This is a genomic window from Pseudoalteromonas sp. S2755 (assembly GCF_005886535.1).
Taxonomy (GTDB): domain Bacteria; phylum Pseudomonadota; class Gammaproteobacteria; order Enterobacterales; family Alteromonadaceae; genus Pseudoalteromonas.
In genome coordinates, this window is sequence record NZ_PNDS01000067.1 from 1 (window position 1) to 17349 (window position 17349).

Sequence of the window (17349 nt, forward strand, 5' to 3'; positions counted from 1 at the left end):
GAGGTGAACTCGCTCCTACTCGGGAAAACCCGCGTAGGGGCAAGCTATCTTAGTTTAAATACGCTTTAAGCATCCACACCAGCTTTTCTTGCTCTTTGATGTAATCACTCATTAGCGCAGCTGTGCCTTCATCTTCGGCTTCGCCCGCCTGCGCTAGAATCTCACGCTGCATAGAAATAAGCGTTGTGTAACCATCAAGCAAAGTTTCTAGTGCTTGCGTACCATTGCTGATCCCTTTTGCTTCTTGAATTTTGCTGGTTTCCAAATAATCAGAAAACGCATGCAATGGGTTGCCTTCAATCGTCAAAATACGCTCTGCGATTTCGTCTACCTTCTCAAGTAATAGCGTATAAATTTCTTCAAATTTTAGGTGTAGTTCAAAAAACTCACGACCTTTGATGTTCCAGTGAAAACCGCGGGCATTCATATATTGAATTTGGTAGCTACTTAGTAGCGTATTAAGTGACGTTACCAGTGCTTGGCTCTTTGCTTTGTCTAAACCGATAGAATTAATGTTTGTCATGCGATGCTCCTTGTTGATTCACAGTCAGTATGGCGCAACCTTAGGTGATTGCCCAATGATTAAAATCAAAGCGTTTAATCGGAAAAATCAATGGTTAAAATCAAAACATATCAAATATTAATACAAGATGACGTTGGGATGAGCGCGTTAAAAAACAAGATGAAACCCCAAAAAGCGCTCAAAAAGAACAAGGTGACATGAATACTTGGCAGGAATAAAGCTTGCCAACTTTTACCAAAATCTTACCAGAGCGCGTAGTTTTTGATCTAAGACAAGTGTTTAATCACGTTCGTATTTTGGCGGTTTGAAACCTTGATTTAGGTCAAAATATCACCGCACTGTAAGCGCATAATCATTTCATCAAGACACAAAAAACGCGGTGTCTACTACTTGAGGAAATGAGTATGAAAGGCAAAACACAATCAGAACATAAAATGGAACTCGTCGTCGTTGTTATCGCTCTAGTAGCATTTGTTGTTGGGCTAGTGGGTCACTTAGCTGGTGCAAGTATCGCAAACTCAGACACCTTTGGTTATATCGCTGCACCAGTGCCGCTAGTAGTTGGTTTGATCGCTGTGATTGCTTACAAAGTGGCTGCAAGCGCAGAGCACTAAGGCCTCTCTAACAGCTCGCAGATATAGTCCATTACCGCACGGGAATATATTAAGCTGGTATGGCTGAGATGAAATACTTTGTGCTCGGCCATGCCACTGAGCTTGGTTTCTTCTAACAACACAGTACCATCCGACTGGCTACCTTTTTGTAGTAGTGGCATTAGTCCAATGGGTAAGTCGCCGGCAATACTGTAAAGCTTGGCGTCGAAAGGCCAATCTTGATTGTTAGATAATAAAAATTCCACACTGTTTTTTAACAGTAGCTCCAGTCCTTTGTCGTGCATATGCTTGGCAATGGCACTGCCTTTATGTGGTGTCCCCAAGGTCACCACTTTTTTTACTTGCTTGCTCGTTGCAGAACCTCGCTCTAAATACGCCCTTGCAACTAAGCCCCCCATGGAGTGGCAAACGAGTGCGGCAGGGCGGTCGCCAACAAAAGTATCAATAGCGGCGCAAATCTCATCAATGTTTGGCGTTAACGTGTTATAGCTTAAATTGAGAATACGGTAGCCCGATTTACCTAAGCGAGCGCTAAGCGGCCGCATCACAAAGCCAGACATGTACAAGCCATGCAGCACTACAATGCTTTCGATTTTGGCGCTCACGGTAATATTGAGTGGAATAGGAGAGTGGTTCATGCCGCCTCTTTAAACTTGAATACTTCTAAGCCTTGTGCGAGTGTACCACCCTCACTTGAATACTTGATGTATGAATCAAGTCAAATTGAAAAGTTATTATCTTAGAGCCAGTGATCTTGGCTAATCAAATTGCCACTCTTGCTTGTAATCGTATCTAAAGCCAATGGAAATGGAATCCATATCCACTTGATTATCAAAGGACTTGTTCAAATACTCCAAGTGCACTCTGAGCGGCGGTGTTGGTAACCACTCAAGTGTAACATTGTAGCCATCAAAGCTCTGATTTAGCGGATCGTGACTGCCGTACCCGTCATCAAAATCAAAATATCCGGTCTTGAGCTTATAATGTTTTGCGAGTTGATAGGCCAGAGAAAGATCAAAGGTGTGGCCTTGTCGAGAATCAAGTGCGCGCACGCGTTGATAGTCTTTGTCCTGATAGGCCATGGCAGTGTAAAAGCGAGAGTTAAATTGATAGGCCAGTGCGCCAGACCAGAGTTGGTTTTCACCAATATGTTGCTCGTTATCGTACACATCGTTTTGTTGATAAGTAATTGCGGCATGTAAACCTGCGTTATCGTAACTTAATCCTGTGTTGAATAAATCCGTTTGATTATCGCCTTTATCACCATTAAATTGGCCTGCGGCGATAAACGTCATTGGCCCCAATTCGTAGCGATAAGTAACTAAATTATCAACGAAAAAAATACTCTCTGGATCGTAAGCAAATGGACTGCTGGCGTGATTAAAAATATCAACGTATTCGGCGATAAACAGATACTGTGCAGGTCTTTGCTTGCCGATACCAAATCGGCCATACGGCGTACCTAGCGCAGTATAAGCACGGCGCGATTTGCCAAAATTTCCTTCATTGGCGAGATCGATGCCCCATTCACCATGAAGTTCGGCCTGCCAGCCCGGCATAAATTCATGAGTCACTTTAATCCCTGCGTGGGATAAGGCGTCACGAACATCCCAGTTACTTTCGTCACCTTGATTGATTACGCCAAATGTCGGGCGTATTGTGGCGTAAGTTTTGATCGTGGTTGAGGGCTCGGTAGGTAATTTTACGGGGTCACTTTGTGGTGTTGGTTTTGCCACAGAGGCTGCGATCATAGGTTTGCTATTTTGCGTCATAAATCGGGCCTTTAGCTCAGCCAATTGCCGCTCAAGATTTTCAATGTCGGCCATGGTGACAGGGCGCTCGGCTGCCAAAGCTGCTGAAGAAGTTAGTAACCAGGCTAGGCCAATCAGTGCGGTTGAGTTGCTCAAAGTAAAATTCATGGTTTTTACATCGCTCAGTTGCCAATAATCGAATTATAGACAACACTTTTGATACTCGAGCACTTTTTATTCGGGCTGTTGAATATGAAGATCCGCACTAAGTTCTCTGTGACTTCCGCCATAGTGATCTTATTGATCATCACCACGACGACACTTTCTACTTACTGGTTTGTTAGCGATTCGGTGAAAACCAAAACCCATGCTTATGTAACCGACAGCACGCAATTGCTGGCTGTGAGCATAGAGAATTGGTTGGCCGGTAAAGCAACGCAAATTAATGTGATAAAAAGTCAGTTAGAGCAAAACTTTAGCGATGATAACTTTCAGCAAGCGTTGAATACACCAGTATTTAAAAACGAGTTTCTACTTACTTTTGGTACTTTGGCAAATGAGGAGGGGCTCAGGTCAAACAACCCCGCTCGCAAAAATCCTCCGGGTGTAGATTTTAGAGAGCGGGCTTGGTATCAGCTTGGTAAAAACCAAAATAAAACCGTTTATACCAGTCCATATACTGACGCGGCGACAGGTGAATTATTGCTGTCGGTGGTATCTCCCATTGTAGTGAATGGTAATTTTAAAGGGGTAATTGGGGGAGATTTAAGCCTAAAAACCATCGCCAATAGCGTCAATCAGGTTAACTTTGACAACACGGGCTATGCCTTTTTGGTCGACAAGTCTGGTAATATCATTTCTCATCAACATGCCGAATTTAACGGCAAAAAACTGCAACAGGCATACCCTGCATTACGCTTAGGTAGCGTAGATAAGTTGCAAGAAGTGGATACCAAAGAAGGCAACAGGCTGTTTTACTTACATTCGCTAGATAATACCTTTGGTACGGATTGGTATTTGGCAGTGTTAATCGATAAATCAAAAGCCTACAAAACACTAACCGAAATTACTATAAACTCCCTGATCATTGCCATTTTAGCCGTGGCCATTGGAGTATTCTGCGTACGGACTTTAGCAATTCACTTACTCCAACCATTACGGGATTTGGAATCTGCGATCACCAGTATGGCAAATGGAGGTGGTGACTTAACTCGGCGCTTAAAAATCGTTAACGAAGATGAATGCGGCACAGTTGCACGACAATTCAATCTCTTTTTAGGCTTTTTGCATGGGTTGGTAAGTAATGTAAAAGAACGTGCAGACGAAGTGGTGATAAGCAGTGATGCCGCCAAAGAGTTGTCGACGCATTCTTCACAGAAACTTGATCAACAAGTTAGCCTGATTGAAAGCCTCGCTACCGCGATGAATGAAATGAGCACTACCTCGACCGAAATCGCGGGTAACGCACAGCAAGCCGCAAGCTCTATCACCTCGGTAAATGAAAAGACCTCTGAAGGGCAAGAGATATTCTTTAAAGCGCGCAATCAAATTAATGCATTGGCTGACGATATTACTGCATCGTACGAGCTAAGTACGCAACTTGCAGAATATAGCCAAAATATCGAGAATATTCTTTCGGTCATCAATGGTATTGCAGAACAGACTAATCTATTAGCACTTAACGCTGCAATTGAAGCTGCACGTGCCGGAGAGCAAGGTCGTGGTTTTGCGGTAGTGGCAGATGAAGTGCGCTCTTTAGCATCAAAAACACAGGAATCCACCACCGAAATTAAATCCATGATCGACCAGATCCAAGCCTCGTCCATTCAAGTTCAGCAATCCATGGGAAGCAGCCGAGATAAAACCCAGCAATGTGTTTCACAAACCGAACAAGCCACACATATGCTAGAAGAAATCTCAGAAGCAGTAAAAGAGCTTATGGATCGCAATATCCAAATCGCAACCGCCATCGAAGAGCAAAGTGTGGTGATTGAAGAAATCAATAAAAATACAATACATATCAATGATATCAGCGTTGAAGTCGGCAGCTTTTCAGACAAGCAATATAGTGCCAGTGAAGAGCTCGCGAAAAATGCCCATGAGCAAGAAGCGCTGCTGTCTAAGTTTACGCTTTGAAAATATCGGTGACTAAGAGGGCTTATATACCCACCGTTTGCTTAATAGGAAATTGCCCACCGTCGCTAAGAGTATACCCAAGACAAATGCAACATGTACGTTGGTAAGTGGTAAAAAAAGCCAAAATACACCTAGGTTCACAACGCCAAATAAATGGCTGATAAGTACATGTTTAGATAACTGACTAATAACACGCACTCGTTGTGCTTGTGTAAAAGTGAAAAACCTATTACCTAACCATGTTGTCATCACTGCACACCAAAATGCGATTAACCTTGCGAAAAATGGCGTAGATGAACTAGCTAAAAGCGTGCTAAAAACACTCCAGTCAACTACAAAGCCTGCTCCTCCAACACATAAAAAACGAAAAAACTGCATAACAAGCCACCTCAAAATAACAGAGCTTGCTAAATAGCAGGTCAAAAAAAAGTCGTCCCAACGTAGACATTTTTTCGACATTGTTAATTTTAAACTGCGCTAAATGCAATAATTGGAACAGAGTTATGACCAAGCTAATGGTTGCCATTGATAGGTCGAATATGGCCCGTACGCAGCGCAAAATACGTTACACCAATAGGGCACTTATTTCTTTAATAGTCCCTGCGTTTAATGAACAAGAGGTACTTAACACGATACATCATAAATTATGTACCGTGATTGCTACACTGCCTGAGTATCGATTCGAATTGATCTACATCGACGATGGAAGTACAGATGAGTCATGGCAAATGATGTGCCAGTTAAATAACAGTTTTTCATCTGTAGTTTGCCTGCAAATGAGCCGTAATTTTGGTAAGGAGGCTGCGTTAACTGCTGGATTTGAACATGCGCAAGGCGATGCGGTGATCCCTATTGATGCTGATTTACAGGATCCACCAGAGTTACTGCCAAAAATGCTTGAGGCGTGGAAAAAGGGTTTTGATGTAGTCAATATGAAACGCAGTGCCCGCGAAGGAGAGTCGTGGTTAAAAACAGCGAGTGCTCGCTGCTATTATAAATTACTTAATTGGGTATCAGATAGTCCAGTAGAAGAAGACGTTGGTGATTTTAGGCTATTAGATCGCAAAGTCGTTGATGCAATCAACACGCTTCCTGAGCGAAACCGCTATATGAAAGGGCTAATGAGCTGGCCTGGGTTTAATCAAACCACCCTCGAGTTCAAGCGTCCAGAACGGGTAGCTGGAGAAACTAAATGGAGCTATCTACAGCTTGTTAAGCTTGGACTTTCGGGAATAACTTCATTCAGCATGAAGCCTTTAAGGCTTGCTACTTGGGTAGGTTGTGTCATTTCCTTGTATGCATTTATTTTTGCCATTTGGGTGCTGGTCAAAACACTCGTGTTTGGCGAGCCGGTACCTGGTTATCCAAGTATTATGTTGACTGTGTTAGCGTTAGGTGGCGTGCAGCTATTAGCCATTGGTATTTTAGGTGAGTATATTGCCGGGCTTTTTATTGAGGCTAAACAACGGCCAGTTTATTTACTGATGGATATTAAAAAGACCGAAGCAAAAGAAGAGTTGCAATATGAGGCATGATTACACTCTATTTTGTGTCGTCTTAGGATTGATGCTACTGAGGCTTTTTACACTAGGAAGCTATCCCTTATTTGATACTACAGAAGCGAGATATGCGGAAATAGCAAGGCTAATGATCGAGACTCAAGATTGGATCACGCCATGGTTTGATAAAGGTGTGCCATTTTGGGGCAAGCCGCCAGCTCATACTTGGATTACTGCGCTTAGCTTTGAAGCATTTGGTATTTCTCCATGGAGTGCGCGTTTTGCGCATTGGTGTACTGGGGCGCTGAGCTTAATTATATTGTATTTCTTCGCAAAGCGTTCGCTAGGTGTGCGTATTGCTCAAGCTAGTATATTGATCCTTGCTAGTTGTATTGGGTTTTTTATAGCGACAGGAATGGTGATGACCGACCCTGCATTGATGTTAAGCTCAACATTAGCAATGGCTAGTTTTTGGTTATGCTATAAACATAATAACCGGGCTGCAGGCGTTATATTCTTTTTCAGTTGTGGTTTAGGCATGTTGATTAAAGGGCCTGTGGCGGTTGTTATCGTAGGGATAGCTATTGTGCTATGGGCAATTTGGCAAAAGCGCCTTTACTCTGTGATTAAAGCATTACCTTGGTCATTAGGTTTACCTGTTTTTGTGGTTACTTTTTTACCTTGGTATATGTTGGCTGAGTCAAAAACGCCGGGATTTCTTAATTACTTCTTAATTGGTGAACATATTCAGCGGTTCCTGCAGCCAGGGTGGCAGGGAGATCTATATGGTACCGCGCATGTGGAACCAAAAGGCACGATTTGGCTAATGTGGCTGATAGTCGCATGCCCTTGGTCAGTATTATTTTTCATTCGCTTCTTTAAGTCGCCAGATACTCGTGCGGTGTTATTTAGTTCTGAAATAAAAGCGTATCTAATTACTTGGACAATTGCTCCATTATTACTTTTTACTTTTGCTAGCAATATCCTATCAGCTTACGTTCTACCCGGCTTGCCCGCTTTTGCATTATTAGTTGCCTTATATTTTGAACCATTTAAAGGATATATAAAAATTGGGCTTATTAGCTTTTGTTTTTATGCATTATTAATAGCGGCATTGATATTTGGTTGGCACAGTAAGGATTCTGAGCATACGACGCTATCGGCGATATCAAAACCTTGCCCTAACACGCCTGTGTATTATTTAAAAAAACTGCCATTTTCAGGGCGTTTTTATAGTTGTGGCTGGGCTGAGTTAGTTATGGATGATAATGAACTTTTTCAGCTAATTCAGACTCAAAAGACGAGTTATGTTGTGCTAACACATGAGCAAAGAAGTACATTTTTATGGCCTAAAAATTTGCAATGTGATGTGTTAAGCGAAAACCGCCAGAGGATATTGCACAGATGTGTGCGAGAACACCATTAAAAATACTGCTAGTGGAAGATTCGCAGCAAGTAGCTGAAACCATATTTGACTATTTCGAGGGAGATGGGCATCACTTGGATTACGCTGCAAATGGAACACTTGGTTTGCAGCTCGCTCTTCAATATGACTACGACTGTATCATTCTAGATGTAATGCTCCCCGGGGTAGATGGTATCGAAATATGCAGTAAGCTCAGAGAGTCAGGCGTAGCAACACCGATTATTATGCTTACAGCGCGTGATACTCAACAGGATATGTTGCAGGGGCTTAACGGTGGAGCAGACGACTATATTATTAAGCCATTTGATCTCTCTTTGCTAGAAGCAAGGATACATGCTGTAGTGCGGCGAGTGCGCGGAGATGGCTTCAAGAAAATAATAAACGTTGGCTCATTGCAAATAGATTTACAACAGCGTTTGGTGACGCGAAATGAAAGTGTATTGAGGCTCAACCCTAGCTGCTACAAGATACTCTTATTGTTAGCACAGCAAAGTCCAAAGCCGGTTTCAAGAGAGTCCCTCGAAGTTGCACTTTGGCAAGACGAGGTGCCCGACCAAGATCTATTAAGGCGTCATATGTACCAGCTAAGAAAGATCATAGATAAAGCGTTTGATGCAGAGATGTTGGTTACGGTACCAAAGTTCGGCTACAAGTTGGTTTCTGATGAAAACACTTAAGCAACAGCTATTTAAAGCATCTTGGCTTGGTGCTATTGGGCTTATTTCAATATATACATTAGCTGTCTCTCTCGCTATTTTGTACACAGAAAACCGAGCAAGTGAGCAACGGTTGAGTATTGTAGGACCTTATCATTTACAAGAATTTTCAGAGCAAGAAGGAAAAGAGAAATTAGTCAGTCCTTTGTTGAGGTTATATCGAGATTATCAGGTACTCCCTAAAGCAATTCAAGCTGACATCAAACCTGATTGGTTAGGGGTGACAACACTGCAATTTGATGATGATAGTGAATTCTGTGTACTTGCCTATAAAATGACTATGGAAGGTGGCGGCTCTAGAATTTTATATGCTGTCGAAGATATTAATGCGACCGAATGGCAGGATATTGATTTGGCAGTCGTTGAAATTAGTTTTGCTGTGTTTGGTACTTTGTTATTTTTGCTAGTCACCTATCTTATTAGACTTCAAGCTGCCTATCTTGCAAAGCCACTACAATGTTTAGTAGAACATATTAGTGACCAAAGTCTTGACCATGAAGAAACAAAAATTAGTAGTAAAAATAGTTGCTTAGAGATACTAAGTATAGAGTCAGCAGTTAACCACTATCGCAGTAGAATGAAGCAAATGCTTAATCGAGAGCAAAGCTTCACACGCTATGTAAGTCATGAACTGCGTACGCCGATGATGGTGATCAAGGGAAATGTCGCGGTATTAAAAAAGCACACAGGGGAGAGTAAACAGCTAAGAGGAATCGATCTGGCTATTGAGCAGGTCACCGATCTTACATATACCTTTTTAAGTTTGGCTAGAGAGAGTCTTGGTGAACCTTGCCGTTTTGAAATCACAGCCGAATGGCTAAACGAAATAGTGGCACCATTTAGCAGTAAATCTGTGGCAAATAAAACAGAATTAAAATTACAACTTTTAGAGCCATGCGTCGTGTGTTGCGATGAAGTTTTATTAAAAGCTTTGATTAGAAACCTACTAGACAATGCTATAACTTGTACTTATGAAGGGCAGGTTAGCCTATTCCTTTCACAATCAAGCTTAGAAATAGTTGATTCAGGGTGTGGTTTAGACGAGAAACCGAGAGGGTATGAAGGGTTTGGTTTCGGGCTTCAAATAGTTGCGGATATTTGTACTAAGTACCAGTGGCAGTTTTCATTAACACAAAACTCTGAATTTGGCTGTACCGCGAAAATTGTATTTTAAATATAATTCGGGCCAAATGATCTTTGCTGCAAAAAATAAACTTGAGAGATTAACAGACCCTAATTAGCCCCAACTGCTGCGACATTTTATAGACGCTTACCTCGATACTCTGATGCTAGATTAAACAGAGGAACGAAGGTGATTACTTTGAAAAATACTTTACTATTAATTTGCTGCTTACTTGGTGCTGTAGCTTGTGGTGGCAGTAAACAAAACAAACAGGTTGAGCACTCAACCAATCTTGCCATCGACTTATCTGAACCAGATCAAAGTAAAACGTTGGTACAAGACTTTCCTATTACACTATATGTGGAGTATCCCACCGGAGTAGATTCCTTAGAAGGGATCACCAGTATTAATATGTATGGACCATTACTTCATGTTCACCAGAGTAATGGTGTGATTGGGTATATAGATACTGCCTCAGATTCACTTAGCTATAAACGACAGGACTATTCCGACTTAGCATTGCAAGAAGCGACAGACTTAGAAGTACAAGAACAAGCGTATTGGTTTGTGTCGGGGGCAAATACGGTGAGCCGAACAGGTTTACCAAATGGTGTGGTTTCAACATGGCAGTTAAAAACGCACTATAAACTTACAGAGTTAGCTGTAAATGACCAAGAACCCAGTAAATTATGGTTATTTAATCGTGCTGATCGCCAATTAATACACTTTGATACAGCAACGGAAGCAGAACTGGTTTATGACTTGAAAGGAGAGTACGAACCTCAGGGGCTAGCGTGGAGCGGTGAAAAATTATTGGTACTGGCAGGCAACAATGCAGACTACATCGTTGCTGAATATGATACTGCTGGGACATCACTCAAATTAACAGCATCGTGGAAACTGAGTGGCTTTAACGGTGAAGTATTTAATGATGTGAGCCTTGCACCTGATGGGAGAATAATTGTGAGCTCGAACGCCGTAGCGAATAATATTTTCTTAGTAGCCGACAAAAGTGAGCTAATTGGTACCGGGCCAATTGATCACGATACTGAATTACAACTAGTAAAACAGGTTGAGCTCGAGCAAGGAATAGCTCAGCCGTCAGGAATTTGGCCGGTAAAAGATGGGGGGTGGTTATTGATCACCGACCAAGCTGAAGTCTTTTTGCTTGATAGTTCTTTTAAGATAATAGAAAAAGTATCGCTTCAATTCAGCAGTATTGAATGTAATCAGGGTTGTACAGAAGCGGTTGTTGGGACTTCAGATAGCTTTCATGCAATCACAGATACAGGAGTAATTGGTCTGTTTGTGAAAGTTGGAAATGAATATCAATTAAAAGAAGAAGTCGTGGTGGCTGCGACCAATGAGCAAGGAGATGCGTATGAATATGCTGGTTTAGGACACAATGAAGCCACAGGAGAGTTTTATCTTGTTACTGATCAAGACGGCGCTGAGGAAGAAGATAAGCTCATTATTTTAGATTCTACATATAAAGTAATTAACATCTATCCGATCACCTATGGTTCAGAATCGAACGGGAGTATTTTCGAATATGATGCCCAAGGAGTCGTGTACAAAGACGGCGCGATATACGTACTCTCTCAAAGATTTACCAAACTACTTAAATTGACCATGACTGGCGAAATTGTATCAGTAACTGATTTGAGTGAAGCGGATGTCAAAGAACCCAGTGATTTTGCAATTCGTGAGGGAAAGATTTATATCATTGGGGATCACGAAAATAACGAGGCCGTACCACCGATTTCTATATTTGAAATTGTACAGAACTAGCAGACATGGTATCGCTAAGAGCTGCTTATGTAGCTCTTTCTTAATTTATTTCGAAGCGGTATGGTTGTTGCTGAAACTTAGGTTATTTAACTCAATCATACGGCGACCACTATCATGGCGACCACTATCAATACAGACGTTGAAGTCAGAAATTGGTATCAGTTTAAATTGGCTAAATATTCAATATATTTATGGCTTTAGTATGTTTAGCTGGTTGGGAGTTTGAGTGTAAAAAGTGCACCTCCAAGTTCTTCACTGTCTGAGACGGTAATTGAGCCTCGGTGTTGTTCACATATCTTTTGTACGATAGATAGCCCTAACCCATAACCACTCACTCCCTTGTTTCTTGCTTGATCTGCTACATAAAAAGGCTCAAATATATGTGTTTTGTGCTTTTTATCAACACCTGGGCCATCATCATGAATAAAAATCTCGATGTGATTATTTTGCTCAGAACATACGACTCGCACTTTCGATTTAGCAAACTTAAACGCATTGCGGATGACGTTATCAAGGGCTCTCGTAAGCAATTTTTTATCAGCGATTACAAAAACCTTTGAAGAATTGAAGCGAATATCTAGCGCTATGTTGTGCCTTCTTTCTTTTTGCCATCGATGCTTAGCCCGATTTATCAAAGCGCTAAGATCGAATTTCTCCATCACTAACCTTTGGCCACTATTTTCTAATTTTGTATAGTGTAATAGTTCATCGATCATTTGCTCCATTTCCTCGGTGTCAGCAATCACCTCTTGTATGGTTGACATTTGTTCACTATTTAAAGCAGTCTCTTTTAGTAATTCTGCTTGCCATTGGATGCGGAATATTGGAGTCCGCATTTCATGAGCCACAGCATTCGTCAAAGCGCGATTACTTTCAACTAAGTGCATAATCCGGCTGGCCATGTCATTAAAAGTGCGGTTTAACGTTCCTAATGAGCTAGAGCCTGAGGTATCAGCACGACTAGCTAAATCTCCTTGAGCAAACCGAATTGTTGCTTGCTCCAAGAGCCTGACTCTTCTATAAATAAGGAAAATATTAATCAATCCAAATATAACAAAACTAATAGCTAAAAATATCAAGAAAAGATTATTTTCAAGTTCGACTTTTGCCCTAATAATACTTTGGGAGTCGGGTGTGTAGCTGAAGAATGCTGCATAGCCAGTCAACTTAAACCACAGGGTTCGATTATCATCAAAAAATATGTGAGTAGGATTACTCTGATTAAGTGCTGTGGCCACAGAAGCCGGTAATTGTGCTACAGAATGGTAAATTGTAAATAGCTGTTCCGTCTGGGTAGAGAATTGCTGCATCGCGCTTTTAGCTGCCTCAATACCTTGATTATCTGCTATGTTTTGGAGTAATTGCTGGTGTGCCATTGCTTCATAATCTTCTAATAAGAACTCGTAGTCTGTTGTTATTCCATACACCAGCCACTCATAAGCGAATACTGCTACGATGAAGCAAATAAACAGTACAAGTAGTGATTCAACAAAAATTCTTCTCATATAGAGCCAGCTTTTACCTGAATTAAATCAAGGAAGTATATTCACCAGGCATGGCTATCAAATAAATAACCTTTTCCACGAACTGTTTGAATGCCTTTCGAGACGTCTTGAACATGACTGAGCAGCTTACGTACCCGTACAATGCGATTGTCTATCGTTCGATCTACACCATCATATTCAATGCCTCGAAGTGCTTTGGTGAGTTCATCGCGCGATACAACTTCATCGGCTCTAGTTGCTAATAGCCAGAGTAGATCAAACTCGCTCTCCGTCAGGTGGATCAGCTTTCTATCAAACTCGCAGTGTTTGTATTTCCGCTCAAGCTTTAGCTTGCCAAAGTAAAGTGTTTCAGACTCAGTTTGTTGGGGAAGCGCTGGACGTCTCAGCAAAGAGCGCACTCGGGCAAGCAGCACCCTAGGTTTTATAGGTTTAGTGACATAATCATCAGCACCAATTTCTAAGCCAACGACGTGATCAAAATCATCATCACTTGCTGTTAATATTAATATCTTGCCTTGAAAGTTCTTTCTTGCTTGTCTACAAATTGTTAGGCCATCAACGCCAGGCAACATCAGATCTAATAATACAATATCGGGCTGAAGTTCATAAATAGCATCTACGGCTTTACTGCCATCCCCAACGACCGTGATATTAAACCCTTGAGCCGTGAAGTAATCTTTAAGCATCTTTTGGAGCCTTTCGTCATCTTCGACTATTAGCATTTTGCTCGTTTTCATCTGTTTACCGGATCCTAAAGAACTTCCTGTCCACAAGTATATATGAACTTTGTCAGCCTAAAAAATACATTTCCATACACAGCAATCACAGAAATTACCTTATTTACGCAGTAAAGTTTTCACCAAGTTTTAAATAATCAGGAGATAAAATATATGAACTCTCTCAAAACATTAGTTGCAGTATTTTGCTTAGCTTCAGTGGTTGGTTGTAACTCAAATTCAAACTCAAAAACCACTATAACGCCAAAACCAGCAGAGACAACAGACCTGCCTTTGGCTAATTACCGCTTTTCTGAGTCAGAACTGAAGGAGCTTTTAGATGAACGAGCGGTGGTTCGCTCTTCTGTTAAGTTGAATTTTCAAGGGCAATTATTCGACAAGGTAATGTTTTCAGAGCAGCTAAATGATAGTCAATGGATAGTAAAACTTGAAAATGCAAACGGAAAAAATTTAGATCTTTTGCTCGATAACAGTGCTGAAGGGACATGTTTTATTTACAGTCCGAGTGAACTAATGGAGTTATTCGATTGCAGTGATAAAACACGTACCGTGGGTGAAGATTCGACGGTGATACTGTCCGCTTCCCAAAGAGATGCGTCTGAGATTCAAGTTGAATTTTCAAACCAAGTGCTAGAGTTTATTGAAATCATTGGCTCAACTGTTTTAACAGCCAGCACTTCGAATAACCAAGTGACCGTGACAACATCTTTCGGCTTTGAAGACTTCTTCACGGAAATACTTAAAATGGACGGCAGTGAGGAACGAGTTCAATCGACACTTGGATTAAGTACATATACGCAATTAAAAGAGCTCACGTCGCAGTTTGAAGGCACAAAGATGACATTAAACTTTGCTAACCATATTGGTGGAAGTGCAGACGATGACGTAAATATGTATACAGGTATGCTGATCAGAGAGCACAACATGACCACGTTAGTCTCGAAATCAGGCTCAGTTTTCTCGGGTGGAACAGATTTATTTGCAGCTGGAAATCCAAGAATATTAAGAAGAGCAATAGATTCTGACGCTATTGAAGATAACAAACAGATTGGGGTTCATAGCTGGAGTAATGGTGATAGCTCAGCATTAGATATACCATACACTGATGCAAGCCATAGAAGACAAGCTACGTACTTTAAAAAAATGCTTGGTGATAAAGGAGTAAGCTTTTACATTTTTACTTTGGAGTCTGCGCCAGCTGAGGGCGAGCACTGGGTCACTAAAGCAGAGTCAGAACAGTATGGGTTAATCACAACAATTGAATGATATTGGCAGCAAGAGTGATAAATATAACTGTCACTTTTGCTTGTTTAGTTGGTAGAAATGTTGTCAAGTGAGTCATGCAGACCTTTGACGATGTTTTTTACTTTCGCGGCGGATTGTTTACCTAGGTCTTGGCTGTTGATGTTTCTTAGGTATTAACTGGGTCGCCTTTGCCGACTTTTCTTTGGGTAATAAGCCGTAACACAGTATGAGCAGCAGAGAGGGATTCTCCGGTATTTTTTTATGGTTGTGATATGCCTTTTAAGGTCAGTAACTTGTCCGCAAAGATGTTGACGTTACCACTTGAGTCAATGCTGATTTCACTGCCGCCATTGGCAAGGGTGAGGTTGCCAGAGCCATTGCCTTTAATCGTGATATTACCTTGGCTTTGGATGATTTGACTTCCCGCTGGGGCGGTGATGGTAAGGTTGTTGTCTGCCTTGAGTGTTATATCACTTTGGATAACACTGCGATGGCTGCGACCCGCCTTAAGGGTGATATTTTGTGTGGCGCTGGCGTCAATTTGATTAGCGATGAGTTCAAAGTTAATCATCATCGCATTTTCAATTAATAAGTAAGTGTTTTTAGTGGTAAGGAGTTAAGTGGTTTTTATTTGCTACTTTAATAACAGGAGCATTTACTATGAATAAGCCTTAGCTATAAGCCCTTGTTGGTCTAGTATTTCTTTCTGACCAAATGATGCTAATACACTTAGGTGGGCGAAAATATTTACTTTACTGACATTGTCAATGGTAGGCAGCCCACCAAGAAAAAAAGCGGGTTCAAAAGCATACATTTCGTTATATTTTAATTGAGATAATCGAAGTTTACATTTCTCAAAAAGTAAGCCTCCACTCGTATCATCTATATCCAACGATGTTGGCCTTTTTGCACTAAAGAAAAACTGTATGGCATCGTTTTCTTCTCCAACTGCTATGTCTTCGGCATTACCTTCTTTCTCTATAATCCAACCGTGAGATGGGTCGATTAGATATTTATGTCCAAACTTCTCTCCCCATAAGAATAGCTCTCCAAAAGCACTGCGAGCAATTACATAATATGTGTCTTGCTCGATGATACCTATATCTCCAAGCCATGCATCTAAAGTAACTTCAAAATCATCGGGATTAGTTAACCAAAAAAGTCCTTCCCCGAAACCAGAAAATCCGTATTCACTCCAATATTCTAATAATCTAGTAGGTAGTTTACCTTCAAACCTTTTTATTATTTCTGCTGGGGCTTGATTTTTTTCACTAGGCTCTTCAAACTTTTCAAGAAACCACTCGAAATCTTCATCTATTTCAAATTGTTTGGTCATTATTCTAACCTCCTTACTTACACCGTTCTAATTCTATATTCATTTGGGTGGTAGGGCCCGTTGTTCTCAACGCAACCCTTGCTGCCTCATCCATACCGGAAACTAGACCACTGAGAACCGAGAGAGGAGTTTACATTTTTATTTCCGAGTTTGTTGATCTTATCACTACCGCCCGCTATCAGGTCAGGATCATGTAAAGCAGCTAACTGAGACATTTGTTCTTTTATCTTCTCTGTTGCGACTTTATCAGCATTTCGACCTTTAATACCCTGCTTTCTCAAACTTTTTAATATTGATTCATACATTTCGTCCTCTAACTTCTTTCTTGCTGATACTTGTGCCATTCCGCCATTCGTTAGAATTTTTCTTGCTTTTTTATGTCCATGCTCTTTAACAAGGTCAGTCAAGGTTTTACGGTTTTCTAAATATTGTTCAACCGTCATTTTATTGATGCCGTGCTGCTGAGCTTTTAGTTGTTTATAAAACTCTTTTTCTAGAGCTTGCTTACCACCCTTAAAGTTCTTCGCTAAGTCTTCGCCAGGCATGAAGCAAGGAGGTCTATACTTCTTCATTTTTATAGCTTTGAGTTTAGCCCCCGGTAACTCATTCCCTTTTGGCGGCTCCAACTCATCGGCTTTGGCTTTGGTGGGCTTATCAGTGACGCCTCGAATTGGTGATTGGCCTTGATACTCATCCAGTGCTTTATTAACTCGCTGCCCGATTTCTTGGGCGGCTTGTTGCATATGCTGGTCGATTTTGGGGGTGACCTCGTCTAGTCGTTTTACCGTGGCTTGCATGCCTTCGATGGCGGCGTCAGGGAGTAGTAGGTCGTAGTGCCAACTAGTAGACATGTCATCGAGTGAATCGCGCAGGCCTTTGACGATGTTTTTAACTTCCGTGGCGGATTGTTTTCCTAGGTCTTGCCAGTTGATGTCTCTTAGGTATTT

17 protein-coding genes are annotated in these 17349 nt (G+C 41.3%); 8 read left to right on the forward strand and 9 right to left on the reverse strand.

The window, feature by feature from the left end; translation table 11 throughout:
- Window positions 1–49: 49 nt before the first annotated feature.
- Window positions 50–523, reverse strand: coding sequence for a Dps family protein (locus tag CWC03_RS12275; RefSeq protein WP_010376518.1), 474 nt, complete (start codon window positions 521–523; stop codon window positions 50–52).
- A 404-nt stretch (window positions 524–927) separates the two neighbouring features.
- On the opposite strand from CWC03_RS12275, the gene CWC03_RS12280 reads away from it, so the two are divergent.
- Window positions 928–1137, forward strand: coding sequence for a hypothetical protein (locus CWC03_RS12280; protein WP_128727307.1), 210 nt, complete (start codon window positions 928–930; stop codon window positions 1135–1137).
- On the opposite strand, the gene CWC03_RS12285 is transcribed toward CWC03_RS12280, so the two are convergent.
- Together CWC03_RS12285 and CWC03_RS12290 are read right to left on the reverse strand one after the other, a co-directional pair.
- Window positions 1134–1775, reverse strand: a complete 642-nt coding sequence (locus CWC03_RS12285; RefSeq protein WP_128727308.1) for an alpha/beta fold hydrolase — start codon at window positions 1773–1775, stop codon at window positions 1134–1136. The two genes, CWC03_RS12280 and CWC03_RS12285, sit on opposite strands and share 4 nt — an antisense overlap.
- Window positions 1776–1895: 120 nt before the next feature.
- Window positions 1896–3056, reverse strand: coding sequence for a porin (locus CWC03_RS12290; protein ID WP_138582160.1), 1161 nt, complete (start codon window positions 3054–3056; stop codon window positions 1896–1898).
- Window positions 3057–3140: 84 nt separating this feature from the next.
- Between CWC03_RS12290 and CWC03_RS12295 the strand changes: the two genes are divergently transcribed.
- Window positions 3141–5024, forward strand: a complete 1884-nt coding sequence (locus CWC03_RS12295; protein ID WP_138582161.1) for a methyl-accepting chemotaxis protein — start codon at window positions 3141–3143, stop codon at window positions 5022–5024.
- A gap of 12 nt (window positions 5025–5036) precedes the next feature.
- Here CWC03_RS12295 and CWC03_RS12300 read toward each other — a convergent pair whose 3' ends face one another.
- Complete coding sequence (locus CWC03_RS12300) at window positions 5037–5402, reverse strand: GtrA family protein (RefSeq protein WP_171040246.1); 366 nt, start codon at window positions 5400–5402, stop codon at window positions 5037–5039.
- A 125-nt stretch (window positions 5403–5527) separates the two neighbouring features.
- Between CWC03_RS12300 and CWC03_RS12305 the strand changes: the two genes are divergently transcribed.
- The 5 genes from CWC03_RS12305 to CWC03_RS12325 all read left to right on the forward strand — a co-directional run bounded on the left by CWC03_RS12305 (window position 5528) and on the right by CWC03_RS12325 (window position 11579).
- Window positions 5528–6559 (forward strand): glycosyltransferase family 2 protein, encoded by a 1032-nt coding sequence (locus tag CWC03_RS12305; RefSeq protein WP_138582163.1) that lies wholly within the window; start codon window positions 5528–5530, stop codon window positions 6557–6559.
- 112 nt (window positions 6560–6671) lie between these two features.
- The gene (locus CWC03_RS12310; RefSeq protein WP_249314023.1) at window positions 6672–7949 is read left to right on the forward strand and encodes an ArnT family glycosyltransferase; all 1278 of its coding nucleotides are present in this window, start codon (window positions 6672–6674) and stop codon (window positions 7947–7949) included.
- Window positions 7928–8626 (forward strand): response regulator transcription factor, encoded by a 699-nt coding sequence (locus CWC03_RS12315; RefSeq protein ID WP_138522554.1) that lies wholly within the window; start codon window positions 7928–7930, stop codon window positions 8624–8626. Before CWC03_RS12310 ends, CWC03_RS12315 begins: the two co-directional genes overlap by 22 nt.
- Window positions 8613–9839 (forward strand): sensor histidine kinase, encoded by a 1227-nt coding sequence (locus tag CWC03_RS12320; RefSeq protein ID WP_171040247.1) that lies wholly within the window; start codon window positions 8613–8615, stop codon window positions 9837–9839. Before CWC03_RS12315 ends, CWC03_RS12320 begins: the two co-directional genes overlap by 14 nt.
- 147 nt (window positions 9840–9986) lie before the next feature.
- Window positions 9987–11579: a hypothetical protein gene (locus CWC03_RS12325; RefSeq protein WP_138582166.1), complete on the forward strand. Its 1593-nt coding sequence runs from the start codon at window positions 9987–9989 to the stop codon at window positions 11577–11579.
- A gap of 206 nt (window positions 11580–11785) precedes the next feature.
- Here CWC03_RS12325 and CWC03_RS12330 read toward each other — a convergent pair whose 3' ends face one another.
- Together CWC03_RS12330 and CWC03_RS12335 are read right to left on the reverse strand one after the other, a co-directional pair.
- A complete protein-coding gene (locus CWC03_RS12330; protein ID WP_138582167.1) occupies window positions 11786–13084 on the reverse strand; it encodes a sensor histidine kinase in 1299 nt (432 codons plus the stop codon).
- Window positions 13085–13125: 41 nt separating this feature from the next.
- Window positions 13126–13821, reverse strand: a complete 696-nt coding sequence (locus tag CWC03_RS12335; protein WP_045987851.1) for a response regulator — start codon at window positions 13819–13821, stop codon at window positions 13126–13128.
- 153 nt (window positions 13822–13974) lie between these two features.
- Here CWC03_RS12335 and CWC03_RS12340 point away from each other — a divergent pair, with 153 nt between their 5' ends.
- Window positions 13975–15087, forward strand: coding sequence for an alpha/beta hydrolase (locus tag CWC03_RS12340; protein ID WP_138582168.1), 1113 nt, complete (start codon window positions 13975–13977; stop codon window positions 15085–15087).
- A gap of 238 nt (window positions 15088–15325) precedes the next feature.
- On the opposite strand, the gene CWC03_RS12345 is transcribed toward CWC03_RS12340, so the two are convergent.
- The 3 genes from CWC03_RS12345 to CWC03_RS12355 form a co-directional block, all read right to left on the reverse strand.
- On the reverse strand, window positions 15326–15640 hold the full coding sequence (locus CWC03_RS12345) for a hypothetical protein (RefSeq protein ID WP_249314024.1): 315 nt from the start codon (window positions 15638–15640) through the stop codon (window positions 15326–15328).
- A gap of 84 nt (window positions 15641–15724) precedes the next feature.
- Window positions 15725–16402, reverse strand: coding sequence for a GAD-like domain-containing protein (locus CWC03_RS12350; RefSeq protein WP_138582169.1), 678 nt, complete (start codon window positions 16400–16402; stop codon window positions 15725–15727).
- 86 nt (window positions 16403–16488) lie between these two features.
- A partial coding sequence (locus CWC03_RS12355) for a polymorphic toxin type 15 domain-containing protein (protein WP_138582170.1) occupies window positions 16489–17349 on the reverse strand: 861 nt, incomplete at its 5' end.